The organism is Acinetobacter sp. (assembly GCF_036666595.1).
In the GTDB taxonomy this organism is placed as follows: domain Bacteria; phylum Pseudomonadota; class Gammaproteobacteria; order Pseudomonadales; family Moraxellaceae; genus Acinetobacter.
Genome location: NZ_JAVWVO010000002.1, coordinates 258,414 through 278,946, shown reverse-complemented (window position 1 = coordinate 278,946; position 20,533 = coordinate 258,414). Strand labels below are relative to the sequence as shown.

Annotated in this window: 21 protein-coding genes; 10 read left to right on the top strand and 11 right to left on the bottom strand. The window is 41.3% G+C overall.

Translation table 11 applies throughout. The annotated features are described in order from the left end of the window. The first annotated feature begins 91 nt into the window (after positions 1 to 91). The gene (locus tag RR876_RS04535; protein WP_332476586.1) at positions 92 to 460 is read left to right on the top strand and encodes a hypothetical protein; all 369 of its coding nucleotides are present in this window, start codon (positions 92 to 94) and stop codon (positions 458 to 460) included. A 55-nt stretch (positions 461 to 515) separates the two neighbouring features. Here the strand turns inward: RR876_RS04535 and RR876_RS04530 are convergent, their stop codons facing one another. The 4 genes from RR876_RS04530 to rlmE form a co-directional block, all read right to left on the bottom strand. After that, positions 516 to 827 (bottom strand): DUF5713 family protein, encoded by a 312-nt coding sequence (locus tag RR876_RS04530; RefSeq protein WP_004982696.1) that lies wholly within the window; start codon positions 825 to 827, stop codon positions 516 to 518. Positions 828 to 987: 160 nt separating this feature from the next. Continuing rightward, entirely contained in the window at positions 988 to 1,839 is an 852-nt protein-coding gene (gene folP, locus RR876_RS04525; RefSeq protein ID WP_332476587.1) for a dihydropteroate synthase, read from the bottom strand. Positions 1,840 to 1,973: 134 nt separating this feature from the next. Then, positions 1,974 to 3,866: an ATP-dependent zinc metalloprotease FtsH gene (ftsH, locus tag RR876_RS04520; RefSeq protein ID WP_005400430.1), complete on the bottom strand. Its 1,893-nt coding sequence runs from the start codon at positions 3,864 to 3,866 to the stop codon at positions 1,974 to 1,976. Between the two features lie 132 nt (positions 3,867 to 3,998). Beyond that, entirely contained in the window at positions 3,999 to 4,649 is a 651-nt protein-coding gene (rlmE, locus tag RR876_RS04515; protein ID WP_004695608.1) for a 23S rRNA (uridine(2552)-2'-O)-methyltransferase RlmE, read from the bottom strand. A 194-nt stretch (positions 4,650 to 4,843) separates the two neighbouring features. Here rlmE and yhbY point away from each other — a divergent pair, with 194 nt between their 5' ends. Then, positions 4,844 to 5,167, top strand: coding sequence for a ribosome assembly RNA-binding protein YhbY (gene yhbY, locus RR876_RS04510; RefSeq protein WP_004982701.1), 324 nt, complete (start codon positions 4,844 to 4,846; stop codon positions 5,165 to 5,167). Positions 5,168 to 5,179: 12 nt separating this feature from the next. Next, positions 5,180 to 5,719, top strand: a complete 540-nt coding sequence (locus RR876_RS04505) for a DOMON-like domain-containing protein (RefSeq protein WP_332476589.1) — start codon at positions 5,180 to 5,182, stop codon at positions 5,717 to 5,719. Positions 5,720 to 5,805: 86 nt separating this feature from the next. Here RR876_RS04505 and RR876_RS04500 read toward each other — a convergent pair whose 3' ends face one another. After that, positions 5,806 to 6,252, bottom strand: a complete 447-nt coding sequence (locus RR876_RS04500) for a hypothetical protein (protein WP_010327273.1) — start codon at positions 6,250 to 6,252, stop codon at positions 5,806 to 5,808. Between the two features lie 308 nt (positions 6,253 to 6,560). Between RR876_RS04500 and carA the strand changes: the two genes are divergently transcribed. From carA to RR876_RS04480, 4 genes are all read left to right on the top strand, one after another. Then, a complete protein-coding gene (gene carA / locus RR876_RS04495) occupies positions 6,561 to 7,703 on the top strand; it encodes a glutamine-hydrolyzing carbamoyl-phosphate synthase small subunit (RefSeq protein ID WP_332476590.1) in 1,143 nt (380 codons plus the stop codon). A 14-nt stretch (positions 7,704 to 7,717) separates the two neighbouring features. Further along, on the top strand, positions 7,718 to 10,951 hold the full coding sequence (carB, locus tag RR876_RS04490) for a carbamoyl-phosphate synthase large subunit (protein ID WP_332476591.1): 3,234 nt from the start codon (positions 7,718 to 7,720) through the stop codon (positions 10,949 to 10,951). A 93-nt stretch (positions 10,952 to 11,044) separates the two neighbouring features. Further along, on the top strand, positions 11,045 to 11,521 hold the full coding sequence (greA, locus tag RR876_RS04485) for a transcription elongation factor GreA (protein WP_332476592.1): 477 nt from the start codon (positions 11,045 to 11,047) through the stop codon (positions 11,519 to 11,521). 213 nt (positions 11,522 to 11,734) lie between these two features. After that, the gene (locus tag RR876_RS04480; RefSeq protein WP_332476593.1) at positions 11,735 to 12,352 is read left to right on the top strand and encodes a CatB-related O-acetyltransferase; all 618 of its coding nucleotides are present in this window, start codon (positions 11,735 to 11,737) and stop codon (positions 12,350 to 12,352) included. Here the strand turns inward: RR876_RS04480 and RR876_RS04475 are convergent. Further along, complete coding sequence (locus RR876_RS04475; RefSeq protein WP_332481834.1) at positions 12,324 to 13,211, bottom strand: P-loop NTPase fold protein; 888 nt, start codon at positions 13,209 to 13,211, stop codon at positions 12,324 to 12,326. The genes RR876_RS04480 and RR876_RS04475 overlap by 29 nt on opposite strands. A 24-nt stretch (positions 13,212 to 13,235) precedes the next feature. After that, a complete protein-coding gene (locus RR876_RS04470) occupies positions 13,236 to 13,751 on the bottom strand; it encodes a P-loop NTPase fold protein (protein WP_332476594.1) in 516 nt (171 codons plus the stop codon). A gap of 297 nt (positions 13,752 to 14,048) precedes the next feature. On the opposite strand from RR876_RS04470, the gene RR876_RS04465 reads away from it, so the two are divergent. Beyond that, positions 14,049 to 14,489 (top strand): universal stress protein, encoded by a 441-nt coding sequence (locus RR876_RS04465; protein ID WP_004695589.1) that lies wholly within the window; start codon positions 14,049 to 14,051, stop codon positions 14,487 to 14,489. Positions 14,490 to 14,532: 43 nt separating this feature from the next. Here the strand turns inward: RR876_RS04465 and RR876_RS04460 are convergent, their stop codons facing one another. Together RR876_RS04460 and RR876_RS04455 are read right to left on the bottom strand one after the other, a co-directional pair. Further along, entirely contained in the window at positions 14,533 to 14,856 is a 324-nt protein-coding gene (locus tag RR876_RS04460) for an MGMT family protein (RefSeq protein ID WP_332476595.1), read from the bottom strand. A 114-nt stretch (positions 14,857 to 14,970) separates the two neighbouring features. Next, positions 14,971 to 16,470, bottom strand: coding sequence for a cation:proton antiporter (locus RR876_RS04455; protein ID WP_004695584.1), 1,500 nt, complete (start codon positions 16,468 to 16,470; stop codon positions 14,971 to 14,973). A 223-nt stretch (positions 16,471 to 16,693) separates the two neighbouring features. Here RR876_RS04455 and RR876_RS04450 point away from each other — a divergent pair, with 223 nt between their 5' ends. After that, positions 16,694 to 17,251, top strand: a complete 558-nt coding sequence (locus RR876_RS04450) for a hypothetical protein (protein ID WP_332476596.1) — start codon at positions 16,694 to 16,696, stop codon at positions 17,249 to 17,251. A 53-nt stretch (positions 17,252 to 17,304) separates the two neighbouring features. Here RR876_RS04450 and RR876_RS04445 read toward each other — a convergent pair whose 3' ends face one another. Next, positions 17,305 to 18,210 (bottom strand): neutral zinc metallopeptidase, encoded by a 906-nt coding sequence (locus RR876_RS04445; RefSeq protein WP_332476597.1) that lies wholly within the window; start codon positions 18,208 to 18,210, stop codon positions 17,305 to 17,307. 41 nt (positions 18,211 to 18,251) lie between these two features. Next, positions 18,252 to 19,178 (bottom strand): DUF808 domain-containing protein, encoded by a 927-nt coding sequence (locus RR876_RS04440; protein WP_279734907.1) that lies wholly within the window; start codon positions 19,176 to 19,178, stop codon positions 18,252 to 18,254. 197 nt (positions 19,179 to 19,375) lie between these two features. Here RR876_RS04440 and trpS point away from each other — a divergent pair, with 197 nt between their 5' ends. Next, positions 19,376 to 20,389: a tryptophan--tRNA ligase gene (gene trpS / locus RR876_RS04435; protein WP_126037504.1), complete on the top strand. Its 1,014-nt coding sequence runs from the start codon at positions 19,376 to 19,378 to the stop codon at positions 20,387 to 20,389. Positions 20,390 to 20,533: the final 144 nt, after the last annotated feature.

Genomic DNA, 20,533 nt, shown 5'->3' with positions numbered 1-20,533 from the left:
AGCTAATTAAGATGGTGCAATAAAAAATCCAGCAATATGCTGGTTTTTTTATGTCTATAATTTATGCTTCGAAGCACATAACAATCACAATATGAAAAATAACACTCTCATTATCATCTTATGCCTAATTTTTTCAAACGTCAGCCATGCAAAAACTTCTTCACAGCAAGCAGATAGCGATACGTTTTATGACTTGTTTGCAGGCACGATTATTGAAAAAGACCGCCAACTCTATTTACATGCGTGTAAATCAGTAGATGCTCATTTTAAATTAGGCTTTAATCATGCTAAAGATGAGCAACATATTCGTGAGCTCATGAAAAAGCATCCAAAATTTTGGCTGAATCTCAGTGCAAATGCTGAAATGGTCGAAGGCGAATACCTGATGACGGTCGATGCGATTGGAGATGAGCATTTAAATCAAAGCTGTCATCTCACCGATCTTTTAGATGAACTGTAAGAGCAATCTCAGCTTCTAAAGCAAAAACCAACTGAACTTGAAATGAGAGAGTGACTCACCACTCTCTGTTCACCACCAATTCTTCCATTTCAATATCCATAAAGCCAGCATCTTGCACCACCATCATCATCGCTTCAGCAATAAAATCGGCAGCAGAATCATCTAACGATGAGTCTAGATCTTCAAAATGCGGCTTCATTTCATTAATTTCAGCCACTGTGGCATTGGCGTATTGATAAATATCACCCTCAGATTTTGCTTTTACAATTTTTTTAGCAAAAGTCTCAACATGCTGCTTCACTTCAGCAACAAGAATATCGGGATAATATTCATCATCAAACATAGGGAGAAGTAAATCTGCAAACATACAGGCACTCAAAACGAGAAACTTAAAAAACGAGTCTGTATAACATAAACCAAACAAATCACCAAATAAAAAAGCAGCATCTCAAAATGCTGCTAGTCTAACAATCTGATATAGATCAAATTTTCAAATTAAATCATTCGTTCGGCATTCCGCCGCCGCATTAAGCCATATTCATCGCTTGCCAAACCTTGATCGCATCACTCATGGCTTTGACATCATGGGCGCGTACCATACACGCACCTTGTTGAATACTCAGCAAATGTCCCGCTACAGAACCCACAGCCCGCTGGCCTGCATCTGCCCCACCTAAAGCTTCGCCGATAAAGCGTTTCCGTGACAATGCGGACAAGATGGGATACCCAAGTTGATTCAGCTGATGGAATTCTTTTAAAAGCTTAAGATTCTGCTTTGCATTTTTAGCGAAGCCAAAACCCGGATCAATCATGATATTTTCAGCTTTTACACCAGCCTTGTGTGCATCCGCCACACGCTGTGAAAGCTCAGTCATCACATCTAGAGTGACATTATCATATTGATCTAAACCATTCATAGTGGTCGGTTCACCACGCATATGCATGATGATCACTGGAATATTCAGTTCAGCTGCCGTCTCTAAAGCATTCGGGCGTGTTAATGCTCTCACATCATTCCAGATATGTGCGCCTGCTGCGACCGCAGCTTGAATTACTTCAGGTTGAGAGGTATCAATCGAAATGACCACATCAAGTTCAGCCAAAGCTTCCACCACTGGGACGACACGACGAATCTCTTCCTCAACCTCAACCACAGATGCACCTGGACGCGTCGATTCACCCCCAACATCGATAACTGTCGCCCCATCCGCAATCATTTGCTGAGCATGCGCAAGCGCTTGTGCTTTGCCATTATGTTTGCCGCCATCACTGAACGAGTCTGGCGTCACATTTAAAATACCCATCACATGCGGTACAGACAGATCCAGTGATAGCTCACCACAACGTAGGATTTTCTTCGGCAAAGCCATCAATTGCATGTGATATTCTCCAGTTCAACTCGCGTTATCTTAACGCTTTCCCTACTTTACGCGCTAATTTTTCTTCATCAGTAGTGGAAATTTGCGCAATAAAAAACCACCCGAAGGTGGTTTTTTATTTTAACTTTTTAAAATTAAGTTGCAGATGGTAATGGTGGTGGTGTGCTTGGACCATCCGTTGGAGTTACATCAATCACAGGATTTTCTGCAACATATACTTTTGGTGGCTGTGGCTCACGACCTTCCATAATGTCACGAATTTGCTCGCGATCAATTGTTTCCCATTCCATCAATGCTTTCACCATCGCATGAGCAATATCTTTATTGTTTTCCAAGATATTGCGTGCTACATGGTATTGCTCATCGATGATACGACGAACTTCAGCATCTACTTGTTGCTGTGTTGCTTCAGAAATCGTACGACTACCAATGCTGCCCATGAATGATTGCTGAGAATCATCTTCATAAACCATTACACCAAGTTTGTCAGACATACCGTACTTGGTCACCATCGCACGTGCCATTTTAGTTGCACGTTCAAAGTCGTTTGAAGCACCTGTCGACATTTGATTAATAAAGATTTCTTCGGCAATACGACCACCAAACAAAATTGAAAGTTCATTCAACATTTTGTCTTTATAGTGGCTGGTTTGGTCATGTTCAGGCAACTGCCATGTTACACCCAACGCCCAACCACGCGGCATAATGGTTACTTTGTGTACAGGGTCTGTACCCGGTAGAATTTCAGCCACAATTGCATGACCAGCTTCATGGTACGCTGTTGCACGACGTTCTTCTTCACGAATCACCATCGACTTACGTTCAGGGCCCATGTACAACTTGTCTTTTGCATCTTCAAAATCATGCATATCGACAGTATTCTTGTTACGACGTGCAGCAAATAATGCAGCTTCGTTCACAAGGTTCGCCAATTGTGCACCTGAGAAGCCTGGCGTACCACGTGCAAGCACTTGTACATCGACACCAGTCACTGAAGGCAATTTCTTCATGTGAACATTTAAGATTTGCTCACGACCTTTAATGTCTGGTAAGCCAACCATTACTTGGCGGTCAAAACGACCTGGACGGAGTAAAGCTTTATCCAGTACATCGGCACGGTTTGTCGCAGCAATGACGATAATACCTTCATTGCCTTCAAAGCCATCCATTTCAACTAACATTTGGTTCAAGGTTTGCTCACGCTCATCGTGACCACCACCTGTACCTGAACCACGATGACGACCCACAGCATCAATCTCATCAATAAAGATGATACATGGTGCATGACGTTTCGCTTGTTCAAACATGTCACGGACACGAGACGCGCCAACACCCACGAACATTTCAACAAAGTCAGAACCAGAAATACTAAAGAATGGTACTTTCGCTTCACCTGCAATTGCTTTTGCAAGTAAAGTTTTACCTGTACCCGGTGGACCCACCATTAACACGCCTTTAGGAATCGTTGCACCTAAGCGTTTAAATTTTGAAGGGTCTTTTAAGAAATCAACAATTTCTACAACTTCTTGCTTTGCTTCATCACAGCCAGCGACATCAGTAAAAGTTACTTTAATTTGGTCTTCTGCCAACATTTTTGCTTTTGACTTACCAAAACTCATTGGACCGTTCTTACCACCTGCTCCGCCACCCATGTTGCGCATAAAGAACATGAATAACAAAATGATTAAAAGTACAGGGAAGCTTGCGATCAAAAGTTGCATCAATAAACCTTGACGTGCAGGTGCAGTACCTTCAACGACAACGTTATTTTTAATCAGATTAGGCATAAGCTCTGGGTCTTGAACCGCAGGACGAATACTTTCAAACTCTGAACCGTTTGATTTTTGGCCATGAATTCGTTCGCCATCAATTGTCACTTGCTTAATTTGACCAGCATTCACCGCAGCAACAAACTCTGAATAATTCATCGCTGTCGGCTTTTCATTGCTACTGACATTACTGAAAATAAGGATCAGTACGCCCAGTATCACTAGCCACAATATGGCATTCTTGAAGAGATCGCTCAAAGCTTTATTCCCATATCAATCTAATTTGATCATGCCCTATCGGGTGACCTTAAAGTTTCTGCTGAAAATCAGCTTCGCAAAATAATAAAAAGGTACAAAATGCACAATTTTTAACGACTTGGCAAGTAAACTTTATTTGAAAGCCTTCTTACGGCCTTGCCCAACTAAGAATACTTCCTTAGATCGGGCACGTGATGCAGCAGGTTTTACTGTTTTTAACACATCAAAGTTGTCGACTACTTGCTTACGGAACTCGTCAAAGCCTGTACCTTGGAATACCTTTACAACAAATTGACCATTTGGACCGAGCACTTTCGTAGCAAAATCGATGGCCAATTCACAGAGGTAAATCTGGCGAGGTTGATCTACAGCCTTATTACCTGAAGTATTGGGGGCCATATCTGAAATTACAACGTCTACTTTACGTCCATCTAAAATATTTAACAATTTATCGAATACTTCTTGCTCACGAAAGTCACCTTGCAAGAAGGTCACATCTGGGAGTGCATCCATTTCCAAAATATCAGATGCAACCACCAATCCTCGATCACCGACCAGCTTTCCTGCAATTTGTGACCAACTTCCAGGTGCAGCACCCAAGTCAACCACGGTCATGCCTGGACGAATGATGTTATATTTTTCTTGAATTTCAAGTAACTTATAAGCTGCACGTGCTCGATAACCTTCTTTTTGCGCTTTTTTCACAAAATGATCATCCAGGTGCTCTCTCATCCACGCACGGCTACTTTTGGATAACTTTTGGTTGGTAATGCGTGTTGCCATATCTCTCTAAAACATTAAAATTTCTTAAACTTAATTGTACGTTAAATTCTCTAGGCTTGCAGTATACATCTGTATCCAAATCTTGGGTTTTAGTTCTTTTTTTCTATTATCTAAATCGATTATTTCCACAGAATATAAAGCGTTTAATTTCGCAGTTTGTTATACTAAGCCGTTTTTAAAATTAGGTTATCTTTATGGCGACTTTATCCATTCAGGAACGCAAGCGTTTGCGTCAAATCGGTCATGCTTTAAACCCTGTGGTAATGCTTGGCGGTTCAGGTCTGACTGAAAATGTCGTTGAAGAAATTTTACGTGCTTTAAACGACCACGAATTGATTAAAGTCAAAATCGCAGGCGAAGACCGTGAAGAGCGCGCTGCAATCATTGCAGAAATTGCCTCAACTACAGGTGCAGAAATTGTACAGACCATTGGTAAAATTGCGTTGCTTTACAAAAAAGCGGCGAAACAAAATGCCAAATTGTCTAATTTAGTTCGTTTCGCTCACGCAGCAAAATAATTGTAGTTTTTTATGGCAAGTTACGAACTCAGTGCATTTGATCGTCGCTTTCAAGCTATTTCGCTTGTTGGTGCGATTGAACAACAAAGCCCATATGCTCTCAATATCGGCTTTTGGTTACGCGATCCCAATTTGTACATGCACTGGCCCGAAGTCGTGAATGCAAATCCTCGTCAAGACTTTTTATGGGAAAATACCTGTTTTGAAATCTTTATCGGGGTAAAAGGCGAAGATTATTATCGCGAGATCAATCTCTCCCCTTCGCAAGCTTGGCAGGCCTATCATTTTGAGGAATATCGTTATCCTGAAGATATGCCGCCACAGGTCGCTTACGATATTGAACTAAATCAATTGAAGCGCACCCACTATGGTTTAAATGTCAGCATTGATCTGACTGAATTTATGCTGCAACACAAACTCAAATGGGCTGACCTCTATCTAGGTTTATCCGCGGTGTTGAATACGTCACAAGGTCATCAGTTCTATGCCATGCAGCATAGTGGTCAACAAGCTGACTTTCACAATAAACGTGATTGGCTACATCAGTTTTAATCCAGACAAATAAACCAGATCAATAAAAAAGTGAGGCCATGACCTCACTTTTTTATGCACTTAATCTTGAGCTTCGTACAGCGAGATTACTTGCTTGAAACTTTATTCCACGCATCTAAGGTGTGTTCTTTTGAACGTTTGAAAGTTTCAGTCAACTGATCTTTATGTTTCACTGAAATCTCGCTGACATCACCTTTTAACTCTTTACCTAGTTTGGTTAAGTCATCTAAAACAGCAGTAAACTCAGTTTTAACAAACTCTTTTAGTTCAGTTAAGTCTTTTTGAGAGTTCGATAACTGCCCTTTAATGGTTTCTAAGCGCAGTAAAAGATCTTGTTTAAACTGGCGGAGTTGCTCTTGCACACTAGCATTCAACTGCTTCGCTTCAGCCTCAAGCTTTTCTTTACTTTCAACTACCGCTTCAGTGACCTGCTCTGTCGCTTCTTTCGCCACTTGCTCAAGCTTTTCAGTGCTTTCTGCAACGACTTCTTTCAACGCTGGCTTTGGTTTGGTCACTTTGTCTTGTTCAGTCATGATGTTATTCCTGTTGTTATATATACAGCGACAGCTTAACGTGATTCGATAAAATTTAGATTTTGATTTGTTAGACAATTATTTGTTGTTACATTTTTCTTTACAAAACTTAGAAACAGCTTCCGCTACAAAATAAAAGCACTTTATCTTGTTAATTCCATCTTATTGGCATGGACTTTGTTAGTAAAGTTGCGTATAGTGCCATGTTAAGTTCAAGCGAGCAGACATAGGGAGGGTAGGTTTTTAGATAGCCTTCCTTTTTTTTCGTCTACTCGCTTTTTTACAGCCTAAATTTCAGGAGCTTTGGTTTGAGCACCCCAGCAATTTTAGCCCTTGCCGATGGTACGATCTTTAAAGGAACGTCTATTGGTGCATCGGGTAGTACGACTGGTGAAGTCGTTTTCAACACTGCCATGACTGGCTATCAAGAAATTTTGACTGACCCGAGTTATGCACAGCAACTTGTGACTTTAACTTACCCTCATATCGGTAACACAGGTTGTAATGATGAAGACGCTGAGTCAGGTCGAATTCATAAAGTGTGGGCCAACGGATTAATTATTCGTGACCTGCCTTTATTGCATAGCAACTTCCGATCAACGCAATCTTTAGGCGAATACTTAAAAGAACATAATGTTGTCGCAATTGCAGATATTGATACGCGTAAATTAACCCGTATTTTGCGTGACAAAGGTGCGCAAAATGGTTGCATCCTTGCTGGTGAAAATATTACTGAAGAGCAGGCTTTAGAAAAAGCACGCGCATTCGGTGGTTTAAATGGTTTAGACCTAGCGAAAGAATGCTGTGACCCAACTGGTTTCGAATGGACAGAAGGTTCTTGGGTATTAGGCAAAGGCTTCACACAACCTGAACTTAAATTCCATGTTGTTGCATACGACTACGGTGTCAAAACCAACATCTTACGTATGCTTGCAGACCGCGGTTGTAAACTCACTGTCGTGCCTGCACAAACTCCTGCTGAAAAAGTTCTTGCTTTAAATCCAGATGGCGTGTTCTTATCGAACGGCCCTGGCGATCCAGCTGCATGTGACTACGCAATTGAAGCTGTAAAAACAATTGTAGAAGACGCTCGCAACCTACCAGTCTTTGGTATTTGCTTGGGTCACCAAATTCTTGCACTTGCCTCAGGTGCAAAAACGGTGAAAATGCCGCATGGCCACCACGGTGCTAACCACCCTGTTCAAAACATGGAAACAGGCATAGTGATGATTACTTCTCAAAACCACGGCTTCGCAGTGGATGCAGAAACACTTCCTGCAAACTTGAAAGCTACGCACAAGTCTTTGTTCGATCAAACTCTTCAAGGGATTCATCGTACAGACAAACCAGCGTTCAGCTTCCAAGGTCACCCTGAAGCAAGCCCTGGTCCGCATGACTGCGCACCATTGTTCGATCATTTCATCGAACTTATCGAAGCATCTAAGAAGTAATTAAGGAAGCGATCATGGCTAAACGTACAGACATTAAAAGTATCTTAATTATTGGTGCAGGTCCGATTGTCATCGGACAGGCATGTGAGTTTGACTACTCAGGTGCGCAAGCGTGTAAAGCTCTTCGTGAAGAAGGCTACCGTGTTATTTTGGTGAACTCTAACCCAGCAACCATTATGACCGACCCTACAATGGCAGACGCAACGTATATCGAGCCAATCACTTGGCAGACCGTTGCACAAATCATTGAAAAAGAGCGTCCAGATGCTGTTCTTCCAACAATGGGTGGTCAAACAGCATTGAACTGTGCGCTGGCACTGGATGCCAACGGTATTTTAGAAAAATACAATGTTGAATTGATCGGTGCGAGTAAAGAAGCGATTGAAAAAGCGGAAGACCGTAAACTGTTTGATGAAGCAATGCGTAAAATTGGTCTTGAATGTCCAAAAGCTGCGATTGCTGAAAACATGGAAGAAGCTCTAGAAATTCAAGCACGCTTCGGCTTCCCTGTGATTATCCGTCCGTCATTCACGATGGGTGGTTCAGGTGGCGGTATCGCTTATAACAAAGAAGAGTTCCTTGAAATCTGTGAACGCGGTTTCGATCTTTCTCCAACCAAACAATTATTGATTGATGAATCTTTAATTGGTTGGAAAGAATACGAGATGGAAGTTGTTCGTGACAAAAACGACAACTGTATTATCGTTTGTGCGATCGAAAACTTTGACCCAATGGGCGTGCACACAGGTGACTCAATCACTGTTGCGCCTGCGCAAACATTGACAGACAAAGAATATCAATTGATGCGTAATGCATCTTTAGCAGTTCTTCGTGAAATTGGTGTTGAGACAGGTGGTTCTAACGTTCAGTTCGGTATCTGTCCAGATACTGGCCGTATGGTGATCATCGAGATGAACCCGCGTGTATCGCGTTCATCTGCACTTGCATCAAAAGCAACTGGTTTCCCAATTGCAAAAATCGCTGCGAAACTGGCTGTTGGTTATACCCTTGATGAATTGAAAAATGACATCACAGGCGGAACAACTCCTGCTTCGTTCGAACCTGCAATTGACTACGTGGTAACAAAAATTCCACGTTTCAACTTCGAAAAATTCCCGCAAGCAGACGCAACACTCACCACGCAGATGAAGTCTGTCGGTGAAGTAATGGCAATTGGTCGTAACTTCCAAGAGTCTGTAAACAAAGCACTTCGTGGCCTTGAAGTGGGTGCGTGTGGTTTTGATGAAAAAATCGCAGTAGGTACTGAAGGCGCGAAAGAAAAGATCTTGGTTGAACTTAAAGTTCCGGGTCCAGAGCGTATTTGGTATGTAGCTGATGCATTCCGTCATGGTTTCACATTAGAAGACGTGTTCCAAGCGACGAAAATCGATAAATGGTTCTTGATCCAAATCGAAGACATCATCAAAACTGAAGATGAAATCAAAACTTTAGGTTTTGGTGACTTAAACGCAGACAACATCCGTTCGTTCAAACGTAAAGGTTTATCTGACCTTCGCATCGCGAACTTGATGGGTATTTCGCAAAAGCAATTCCGTAAACATCGTTGGAACTTGGGCGTGACTCCAGTTTACAAACGTGTGGATACCTGTGCAGCAGAATTCGAATCTGACACTGCCTACATGTATTCAACTTACGATGATGAGTGTGAATCAAACCCATCTGATAAAGATAAGATCATGGTGATCGGTGGTGGTCCTAACCGTATTGGTCAAGGTATCGAATTCGATTACTGCTGTGTACACGCGGCGCTTGCAATGCGTGAAGATGGCTACGAGACCATCATGGTGAACTGTAACCCTGAAACAGTTTCAACGGATTACGACACTTCTGATCGTTTGTACTTCGAACCAATCACTTTGGAAGATGTACTTGAAATCGTTCGTACTGAAAAGCCAAAAGGCATTATCGTTCAGTACGGTGGTCAGACTCCGCTTAAATTGGCTCGTGCTTTAGAAGAAGCAGGTGCGCCAATTATCGGTACATCACCAGACGCAATTGACCGCGCAGAAGACCGTGAACGTTTCCAACAAATGATTCAACGTCTTCAACTTCGTCAGCCAAACAACAGCATCGTAAAATCTGCTGAAGAAGGTATGGCTGAAGCATCGAAAGTAGGCTACCCACTTGTGGTACGTCCTTCTTATGTACTCGGTGGTCGTGCGATGGAAATCGTATACAACGACGACGAACTTAAGCGCTATTTACGTGATGCGGTACAAGCATCAAATGAAGCGCCTGTTCTTCTTGACCGTTTCTTAGATGATGCGATCGAAGTTGACGTAGACTGTGTATCTGACGGTAAAGACGTTGTGATTGGCGGTATTATGCAGCATATTGAACAAGCAGGAATTCACTCAGGTGACTCAGCATGTTCGATTCCTCCATATTCGCTCTCTGACGAAATTCAAGATGAAATGCGCCGTCAAACTGTTGCAATGGCGAAAGAACTTGGCGTTATTGGTTTAATGAACGTACAGTTTGCTGTGAAAGGCGAAGACGTTTACATCCTAGAAGTGAACCCACGTGCGTCTCGTACTGTGCCATTCGTTTCTAAATGTATCGGTGAGTCTTTAGCGAAAGTTGCTGCGCGTTGTATGGCGGGTCAGTCTTTAGAATCTCAAGGATTCACTAAAGAAATCATCCCGACTCACTTCTCTGTAAAAGAAGCAGTGTTCCCGTTCAACAAATTCCCGGGTGTTGACCCTATTCTTGGCCCTGAGATGAAATCTACAGGCGAAGTAATGGGTGTAGGTAAAACATTTGGTGAAGCATTCTACAAAGCTGTGTTAGGCTCGAATGAACGTGTACCAGGTCTTCCTACAGAAGGCGAAGTGAAGCATGCATTTATCTCTGTGCGTGATTCAGACAAGCCTCGTGCTGTTGGTATTGCGAAGCAACTGGTAGGCTTTGGCTTCAAAGTACTTGCGACTGGCGGTACTTATGAGTTCATTAAAGCTGCAGGTATTGAGTGTGAACGTGTAAATAAAGTCACTGAAGGCCGTCCTAATATCGTGGACCGCTTGAAAAATGGCGAAGTTCACCTCATTATCAATACAACTGAAGGCAAACAAGCTCAACAAGATTCGTTCTCGATTCGTCGTTCAGCGCTTCAAGCGAAAGTGTATAACACTACGACCTTGAACGGTGCTGATGCTGTATGCCAAGCTTTTGCGATTCAATTGCCAATGGATGTATACCGTTTGCAAGATTTACAAACTGTAGGTTAATTCGTTTACCGAGAAGTCCCGTCACCTCTCGGTGGCGGGCTTTTTTCATTTATAAACCTATATTTTTTACACTCACAGACTTGAGGGACAACAATGCAACGTTATCCTATGACTCCCCAAGGCAAATTAGCCTTAGAGAAAGAATTACATCAATTAAAAAGTATTGAACGTCCACGTATTATTGCGGCAATTGCTGAAGCACGTGAGCACGGGGATTTAAAAGAAAATGCGGAATACCATGCTGCGCGTGAGCAACAAGGTTTCTGTGAAGGTCGTGTTCAAGACATCGAAGGTAAATTGGGTGCGGCTCAAGTTATCGATATCAAAGAACTTGAACAGAACGGTCGTGTGGTTTTTGGGGTGACAGTCACTATCGAAAACTTAGACACCGAAGAACAAAAGACCTATATGATCGTGGGTGATGACGAAGCTGATTTTAAAATCAATAAAATTTCAGTGAACTCTCCTATCGCGCGCGGCCTTTTGGGTAAAAGCGAAGGCGATGAAGTAAAAATTCAAACTCCTCAGGGTGAAGTTGAATACGAAATTGTAAAAGTTGCATATATCTAAGTTTCTTTGATATTTACGGCTGTAGAAACCCCTCGATTGAGGGGTTTTTTGTTTTTATATTTTCCCAAATAGCTCTTCCTAGCCCTCTACTTATGCACGTGGGAAATTCACTCCAAGAATGAGATAGATTTAAGGCATTCATTTCCCCCTCTCTTTTTCAAAGCAAGACTGTTATTTGTTATAATTTCTCACACTCTCCAGCGCTGTCTTTTTATGTCTGAACCTTTGATCAATTCTCCTGTCAAACACTGGTGTGAGTTTGAGTTCATCTCTAAAACGGTGAAGAATCCGAATATTCACATTAAAGGGAATTACTCTTACTATTCAGCGTATTGGGATCAAGGTTTTGAACGTTGTGTCGTGCGTTATTTGCATGATAAGCCCTCGACCGTAGATAAACCGATTGATCAGCTCTATATCGGCAACTTCGTTTGTTTTGGTGCAGAATGCGTAATTATGATGGGCGGTAACCAATTACATCGTACTGACTGGATTTCAGCTTTTCCTTTTGATACGCGTAGTTTTGTGCCCGCAGGTAATACCATCATTGGCGATGGATGCTGGATTGGTTCACGTGCCATGATTATGCAGGGTGTAGAGCTAGGTGAAGGTGCAGTGGTGGCAACGGGCGCTGTCGTGACCAAAGATGTTCCACCCTATGCCGTTGTGGGTGGTGTGCCTGCCAAGATTATTAAGTATCGCTTTCCCGAAGCAGATATAGAAAAACTGCTTGCACTGAGGCTCTATGACTTAGATGAAAAGCTGTTTTTAAAGATGCGTGAGCAGTTACAGACGGATGATGTTAACTCTCTGCTTGAGCTTCTGAAATAAAACCAGATTCAATATAATTTTTCCAACTATCAACAAACTCGTCTGATTTACTCAACTTAGTCACGGAATAATTTGAATATAGCCTTAAGAGAGCTCCTTCCTTTTCCTGTTGTTGCCCAGAAGTTGTATAGATTTTTATAGTGTTTTCTAACTGATCTGCCAGTTCTAAGAGTCCAAAGCTTGTTAACTCATACTTTTGCTTTAAACTATTTATTAAGTTTCTTGCTATATAACTTTCATTATCCCGTTGATGAGTATGATTAGTTATATATTCTAATAATCTCTTTAGAACTCTTCTAAAATATTGCACTGTAACTTGGAAATCCCTATCAAATATTATTGCTATTACAATCATATCTTTATTTAAATTATTTGTTCTTAATAGAGCATATTGATTGACTTTTCTAATAAGTTCTCGCGAATTGTAATTTTTATATAATTGCAATGCCAATACCCAAAAATAAAAAGTACTAAAATGCTCTTTATTTTCAATTTCACCTATTCTAAAAAGCTGCTCTTTTAAGAGCATTTCATAATTATTTATAGCATCCAACTGAGGAAATTTAATCGTAAAATCGACAAACTTTGTTAAGTATTCCTCACCAAGACTTTCATCATAACCATAATTATGACAAATCACTTTTGAAAATTGAGTTTTATCCATTACCAAAACAAAAACAATTTTAGGAATATCAAAAAAGTGTTTAATACGCTCAATCAAACGAATTGCAAAATCAGGACGACAACGATCAAGTTCATCAATAATAAAAACTAGTGGTTTGTCTAACTTTTCAACTGTTTGAGCTAGATGTTTTTTGAATTCTTCTAAAGTTTTCTTTTCAGCTTCATGACCTGCAATTTTCTCTTGAATACTTTCTTTAATTCAATCACTCGTCTCATCTGATAATTTATCTATTTCATCCTGCGCATTTTCATAACCTTGCTGCAAGATTCCACCTAAAAATCCAGCTCCAACAAGATGAAGTCCAAGCGTTAATGCAATTTTCGGTAAAGATGGCAACAATGCTGTTCCTACAGATGCTGATAGATCTATTAGTTTTTTAACCTTACTTTTGGTCTTTTTGTCTTTACTTAAAGTATTTGTAATTTCTGAAGTCACAACTAAAAATGGATCATCTAAATAGTCATTTGCAAATGCATCTAGATAAATCACATTATGATTCTCATCTTCTAAATGTTTTTTCCAATGTCGAACGAACCAAGTTTTACCCTCCCCCCAACGAGCATCTAAAGCGAGTACAGCCCCACACTGCAAACGATCAACATAATTCGTCAGTTGAATACTCAAACGCTTACGATCCCAAAGATCACCTTCCCAAGCTGTTTCTATATTCTCTAAATTTGTCCGTTGCCAATTCAGTTGATTCGTATCTGTCATCGTATTTATAAAGTAGTAAGTTATTCATAAATATAAGCTATTTTCTAGACAAAGCCTATGTTTCTTAAACGCTACATATACATTCAACTTTAGTGTTAAATTGATTATTATTCACACGCTTTTGTGCTAATTTATAAGTGAGAAATTAGCATTTTATATGCAAATATCCATATGAATTTACTAGGTTTTATTCTTTAAAAAATATAGCTAATATCTAGATATAAGCTGTATTTAACCAGTGATACATTAGAACAGAAATCTGCACGTATAATCAGTTGATAATAAGGAGAAACAACCATGGCATACCAAAACATTTTAGTCCCTGTAGACGGTTCAGAAACATCATATGCAGCAGTTGCGCAAGCAGCTGAACTTGCCAAAGCATTTGGCGGTAAAATTACAGTCGTTCAAGTACTTGCACTTGACCCTTACATTGCTGCTGAATACATTTCTGCAACTCAAACCAATGACTTAATTGAACGTGCGCGTACTTCAGTTTTGAAAACACTTGAAGAAGCAGCTGCTAAATTTAGCGATCTGGGCATTCCTGTTGAAGCAAAACTACTTGAAGGTCAGGTGGTGCACCGTGAAATTATCAAAGAAGCAGAAACATCTAAAGCAGACCTGATTGTCATTGGCTCTCATGGCCGCACAGGTTTAAAACGTTTATTCCTAGGCAGTGTTGCACAAAGTGTTTTAGGTGAAGCGCACATTCCTGTTTTAGTTGTTCGTCAGTAATACATCGAATGCTCTACTTCCACGGAGGTAGAGCATTTCTATTTTAAATATTCCACTGAAACTCTTTCATTTTTACTTTTCCCCCAACCACTAAAATACCTTCCGCCAGAAGTAACTGTGCTTGGATGTTCTGTCCCTGATCATTCAGTTTACTTAGGCTAATCTTCCCTTGTGAGTTGATTACCCGATACCAAGGCAAACTACTGTCTGCATCCATATGTTTCAGCACATAGCCCACTAAACGCGAATGTTTTGGGATGCCTGCTAAACGTGCAATTTGTCCATAACTGGCTACCCGCCCATAAGGAATCTGAGCGATCACCTGAAAAATCATCGGTGCCAGTTCTTTGACTATCGATTCTGCCATTTCAAATGTGTCCTGTTTTAATCACTCCATAATGGCATCATTATTTGATTCAAATAAACCCTCTCATTCATTCTAAAAAGCCCCAATACAGAGGCTTCTCTATTGGCCAAATCATTAAAAGTTATCAGGACTTTCCAGACGTTTCACTTCCTGAACTCGCTCAGGGTTATGCACCGCAGCAATGCCATCATCTGCTTTAACATCAATCAATGCTTCAGGTTGATAGACGATAATGGTTTCATAGCCCTGTGCATCTTCACCAATAATGTACTTAAAGCCTTTACGGTTCATTTTATTACACAGACGTTGATACCAACCTTTAAAACCTGTCTTTTCTTCATTCGGGTTGTAGTAGAACGCATTCATTACAGCAGGTAATCCTAGGCCACAGACCATACCTGAAAGCAACACGGCGATAAAAGTATAACCTATCAAAATACTGCTATATTCGCTCAGCTCAGGTACGTTGGCTACCGCTAAGATCAGTGCTAAGGAAATCCCACCCCGCACTCCGCCCCATGACAAAATCGCCAAACTCCCGTTATAACTTTTCTTACGGAAAGAGGGAAAAAAGGCAAAAGATAAATAGTTCGCTGCAAAACGTGAAGCATGCAGAATAATAAAAGCGACGATGCCACCAAAAATCAGACTAAAGCTGAGATCTAAAATAAACAGTTCCAAACCAATTAAGGTGAATAAGAACGAGTTAATAATCCCTTCAACCGTATGCCAAAAATGGTTTACTTCCCGTATTTCGCGCTCTTGTAAAATTTCTTTCCACTTGTTCCCGACAATCAAACCACCGATGACGCAAGCAATCGGTGCTGAAGCGTGGGCAAACAGTGCAACCAAGTACGAACCGCAGGCCAAAAGTGCTGTGGTTAAAATGAGAGACTCCATTTCATGCTTACCACGTAGCAGTCGCAAAATCCCTAAACCAAAGGCCCAACCAATAATAACGGCGACAAAAATTTCATAGAGTAAGGTCTGCAACACGCCCATGACGGTAAAGTTTTCACCCTGTAAGACGTTTAAGAGCGTCATAAATAAGGCAATACACATCGCATCATTAAACAGTGATTCGCCCTCAAGCTTCACCATTAAATGATGCGGTGCACGTACCGAACTGAGCACACCTTTGATCCCAATCGGGTCCGTTGCACCCAATGCAGCCCCCAACAGCAAAAGCACCAGTAAATCGACATGTTGCCCAATGATGAACTGATAACCATAGAGCACCACCCCAAAGAACACGGCGCACAGTACCAACGCAATACTGGCTAAAATGCTGATCGGCTTCCAATAACTACGTAAATCTGAGACTTTGAACTTCAGTGCCGAAGAGGTCAAAATGAAGCAAATTACGCCATTGATTAAAAAGTCATAAAAGTCGATATGACGAACCGCTTCTTCAATGTTGTGAATATTGATGGTAATAAACTGATTACCACTCAGCAGGCTCGCGCCCCACTGTAAAATAAAGACAAAAATGGCGGAAACGATGGGTACGCCAATGGCTTGGGGAAAACCTAAAATACGTTTATTAAAAATAGTCGTTGCAATGGATAATGCAAAAATAACGGTAAAAACTTGTAGAAAAAAATAATTTCCCATTGAACTTCCAAATTGGGCGGTTGGGGAGACGGCGGCTTTCAATGCTGATATATGGAATAAAAGTTCATTTCATACAAATTGATGCTCGAAATATTTTAATCATTTTTCAGTTCAACGCCCGAAAAAAATAATTTTTTTAACATTTCTCCTGATGATGAATTAACATAGCGCATATGCATGTTTTTTATGCGTGAACTTTCCCTTTGGCCAAGTTTGATCTCCTATGCAATTCACTTTTAAAACCATCTTTCGGATGTTCTTCGCACTGATTATTTTCCTGACCACCTTTGCGTTGTTTCTGACCTGCTTTGCAAAAACCAAAGAAATTTTACAGGCCGAGCAAACTTTTGCCTCAGCACAAAGTTTTAAAATGAACTCTCGTCCCGATCAAACACTGGTTCTACTTTCAAATAATAAAGCTCCCGATGATCATATTTATTTGCATGTGGCCAATCAGGGTTATATCGCCAAACTCAGCTGTAATCATTATTTAACCGACATTTGTGTAGATGACTACAACGAACAACATACCCGCCAAATTCAGTCAATTGAACTACTCAAAGCAGGGCAATTTAATTACATTCAGCAAGTGAATTATCTCGATACACGCACACAAGATGTTAAAACATTGCGTTATACGCCTGAGCAAATTCAGCAGTTTTACCGTGCGGATATGAGCAACTTAAAGTATGTGGTGTTTGGGGTATTATTATTTGCCTGTATTGCGTTATATGTGAGCATCCGTATTGCTCGAAACTTTAAGCAGTTCTTAAACCGCTAGAATGAATTGCTTGAAATAAAAAGAGGCGATCAATCGCCTCTTTTTTTTATAGCTTAAATGGCTTGATTAAAAGTATCGCAACTTTCAACTTGACCCGATTTAAAGCCCGTGCCAAACCATGTCATACGCTGTTGGCTGGTTCCATGGGTAAAGCTATCAGGGACCACTTGGCCTGTTGCCCGCTTTTGTAGGTAATCATCACCAATCTTATGTGCCGCATCCATCGCTTCTTCAACATCGCCTTGCTCTAAGAACTGGGTCCGTTGATTGTTATGATGCGCCCATACTCCTGCTAAACAGTCAGCCTGTAACTCTTGGCGTACCGATAAAGCATTGCCTTGCGCTTTTGAGCCCTGTGCACGAGCTTTTTGTACTTGTTCAGAAATACCTAAAATGCTCTGAATATGATGTCCAACTTCATGTGCCACCACATAAGCCTGCGCAAAGTCACCCGCCTGATCTTGGCGCGCCAACTCCGTTTGGTTTTGTTCACCACCAATCCCCATTTGAGTTCGCATGTCTTTAAAGAACGCAGTGTCGATATACACCTTCTGATCTGCTGGACAGTAAAACGGCCCCATTGCAGACTGTGCAGTACCACAACCCGAATTGATCACTCCTGAAAACATCACTAACTTCGGCGGAACATATTGCTGTCCCAATTGCTGTTGGAAAATTTGACTCCATGTGTCTTCAGTATCAGCCAGTACCGTACCGACAAAGTCCATCGCTTCCTGCTGATCAGGCGTTGGGTTATCTAAACCTTGGGTTTCTGCCGCTCCAGTTTGTGCGGTCACTTGTTTAGTGGCTTGGTAGGCTTGCTGCGGATCGACTCCTAGAAATTTCCATGCCACAAAGGCCACGATCAGCCCTAAAATACTGATGCCACCCGCCTTGACACCGCCACCACCGCGACGATCCTCGACATTGCTACTGACACGACGTCCCTTCCAACGCATAGCACTCTTCCTTCTTCTAATTCATGCTGACCCGATCCAGTTTATGCCTTTTTTGAGCTCGGCCAAACTTTTTTAATCAAGCTCACGATAGCCAATACAATCAAACCAGCCACAAAACCGATCACTAAATTAATCAGTGTTGGGGTTAATGCTCCCACAATGCTTCCCACAGTTGGAATATGTTCAGCATAATCCACTGAACCTTCCGTGAAATGATGCAATAAAGGCACGCCGTGGGAAATAATGCCACCACCCACTAAAAACATCGCGATAGTGCCCACGATGGTTAAGGTCTTCATCAGCTTTGGTGCAAAAGCCAATAAACCACGGCCAATAGTTTGCTTAAATGAAGAGGCTTGCTGAGTTAGATACAGCCCTAAATCATCAATTTTGACAATCATCGCCACAAAACCATACACACCGACGGTCATTAAAATGGCAATTACAGACAACACCATGACTTTGGTTGAAAAAGTTGCAGCCGCCACAGTCCCCAGTGAAATCACCACAATTTCTGCCGACAAAATAAAGTCGGTACGAATCGCGCCTTTGACCTTATCCTTCTCAAAAGTCGCCATATCGGTTTCAATCGCAGCTAATTCTTGGCTGGCTTCCTCTTCGGTTTTGGCTTTTTTATGATGCAAACTGTGCAGGACTTTTTCCACCCCTTCATAGCATAGAAATAAACCACCAATCATCAACAATGGCGTAATCAGCCACGGCGCAACCACACTAATCAACAGCGCGGCAGGGACTAAAATCAATTTATTAACAAAAGAGCCTTTTGCCACAGCCCAAACCACAGGCAGTTCACGGTCAGTACGAACCCCACTGACCTGTTGTGCATTGAGTGCTAAGTCATCCCCCAAAACACCTGCCGTTTTTTTTGCCGCCATTTTGCTCATGACCGCAACGTCATCTAATATCGTGGCAATATCATCTAGTAATATTAATAAGCTACTCGCCATTTATTTTTATCCATCTTGAGAATTCTTACATTTTAATCTGTGATCTAAGCTTTTGAATATTTGTTTTTTGAAATTTAACTGATTTTATAATTTTTTCACTGCAGTTTTTTTAAGACTGACATTGAAAAAGATTATGCCGTACAATGTCTGCATTCTTTGAAAATAGCATGTCGCTACGACGACTTTGGAAATAGATAATGAGTAATCAAGACAACCGTCCTGTTATTTTGACAGGCGACCGTCCAACGGGACAACTTCATTTAGGGCACTTTGTCGGATCTTTACGTTCACGTGTGGGTTTGCAGGATTCACACCATCAGCATTTATTATTGGCAGATGCGCAAGCCTTTACTGACAATGCAGATAACTTCGAAAAAGTTCGCCGCAATATTCTTGAAGTTGCCACAGATTACTTAGCTGTCGGAATTGACCCAACCAAAACCACCATTTGTGTGCAGTCGAGCTTACCCGCGCTAAATGAACTCACCATGTTGTATCTCAACTTTGTGACCGTGTCTCGTTTAGAACGTAATCCAACCATTAAGTCGGAAATCCAGATGCGTGGTTTTGAACGTGATATTCCAGCTGGTTTCTTATGCTACCCAGTTGCACAAGCCGCAGATATCACCGCATTTAAAGCAACGGTTGTACCTGTGGGTGAAGACCAGATTCCAATGATCGAACAGACCAATGAAATCGTACGCCGCATAAACCGTCAGATTGGTCAGGAATTACTGCCTGAATGTAAAGCTCTGCTTTCCAATATGAGCCGTTTACCCGGCTTTGATGGTAAAGCCAAAATGTCAAAATCTTTGGGCAATACTATTGTGTTGGATGCAACAGATAAAGACATTAAAAAAGCTGTGAATGCGATGTACACCGATCCGAATCACCTGCGTGTTGAAGACCCAGGTCAGGTTGAAGGTAATATCGTATTTACGTATTTAGATGCGTTTGATCCAAACAAAGAAGAAGTTGAAGAACTGAAAGCACATTACCGCCGTGGCGGTTTGGGCGATGGTACGGTGAAAAAACGTCTTGAAGGCGTATTGAAAGAGCTGATCACGCCAATTCGTGAACGTCGTATGGAACTTGCGAAAGATCCTGATTACATCATGGATATTTTGAAGACAGGTACAGACAAATGTCGTGACATCACTCAACAGACTCTAGATGAAGTGAAATCGGGTTTAGGGGTGTTTCATTTCTAATCCGATCCTAAACTAATGCGCCTCTTTAAAGCCTTTCTCACTGAGAAAGGCTTTTTTAATCTCTAAATAGACAAAAATAAGCCACATGCATCTCAAAAACTGACATTTATTGTCGTTTGTTAACCTAAATTTACAGTATTTAAC

Coding starts and splice junctions, on each gene's coding strand:
- RR876_RS04535 (WP_332476586.1), top strand. CDS start 92: ATGAAAAATAACACTCTCATTATCATCTTATGCCTAATTTTTTCAAAC.
- RR876_RS04470 (WP_332476594.1), bottom strand. CDS start 13,751: ATGACAGATACGAATCAACTGAATTGGCAACGGACAAATTTAGAGAAT.
- RR876_RS04530 (WP_004982696.1), bottom strand. CDS start 827: ATGTTTGCAGATTTACTTCTCCCTATGTTTGATGATGAATATTATCCC.
- RR876_RS04460 (WP_332476595.1), bottom strand. CDS start 14,856: ATGGCAGAATCGATAGTCAAAGAACTGGCACCGATGATTTTTCAGGTG.
- trpS (WP_126037504.1), top strand. CDS start 19,376: ATGAGTAATCAAGACAACCGTCCTGTTATTTTGACAGGCGACCGTCCA.
- RR876_RS04505 (WP_332476589.1), top strand. CDS start 5,180: ATGGCAAGTTACGAACTCAGTGCATTTGATCGTCGCTTTCAAGCTATT.
- yhbY (WP_004982701.1), top strand. CDS start 4,844: ATGGCGACTTTATCCATTCAGGAACGCAAGCGTTTGCGTCAAATCGGT.
- RR876_RS04440 (WP_279734907.1), bottom strand. CDS start 19,178: ATGGCGAGTAGCTTATTAATATTACTAGATGATATTGCCACGATATTA.
- rlmE (WP_004695608.1), bottom strand. CDS start 4,649: ATGGCAACACGCATTACCAACCAAAAGTTATCCAAAAGTAGCCGTGCG.
- RR876_RS04455 (WP_004695584.1), bottom strand. CDS start 16,470: ATGGGAAATTATTTTTTTCTACAAGTTTTTACCGTTATTTTTGCATTA.
- folP (WP_332476587.1), bottom strand. CDS start 1,839: ATGCAATTGATGGCTTTGCCGAAGAAAATCCTACGTTGTGGTGAGCTA.
- RR876_RS04445 (WP_332476597.1), bottom strand. CDS start 18,210: ATGCGTTGGAAGGGACGTCGTGTCAGTAGCAATGTCGAGGATCGTCGC.
- RR876_RS04480 (WP_332476593.1), top strand. CDS start 11,735: ATGTCTGAACCTTTGATCAATTCTCCTGTCAAACACTGGTGTGAGTTT.
- RR876_RS04500 (WP_010327273.1), bottom strand. CDS start 6,252: ATGACTGAACAAGACAAAGTGACCAAACCAAAGCCAGCGTTGAAAGAA.
- RR876_RS04450 (WP_332476596.1), top strand. CDS start 16,694: ATGCAATTCACTTTTAAAACCATCTTTCGGATGTTCTTCGCACTGATT.
- carB (WP_332476591.1), top strand. CDS start 7,718: ATGGCTAAACGTACAGACATTAAAAGTATCTTAATTATTGGTGCAGGT.
- greA (WP_332476592.1), top strand. CDS start 11,045: ATGCAACGTTATCCTATGACTCCCCAAGGCAAATTAGCCTTAGAGAAA.
- RR876_RS04465 (WP_004695589.1), top strand. CDS start 14,049: ATGGCATACCAAAACATTTTAGTCCCTGTAGACGGTTCAGAAACATCA.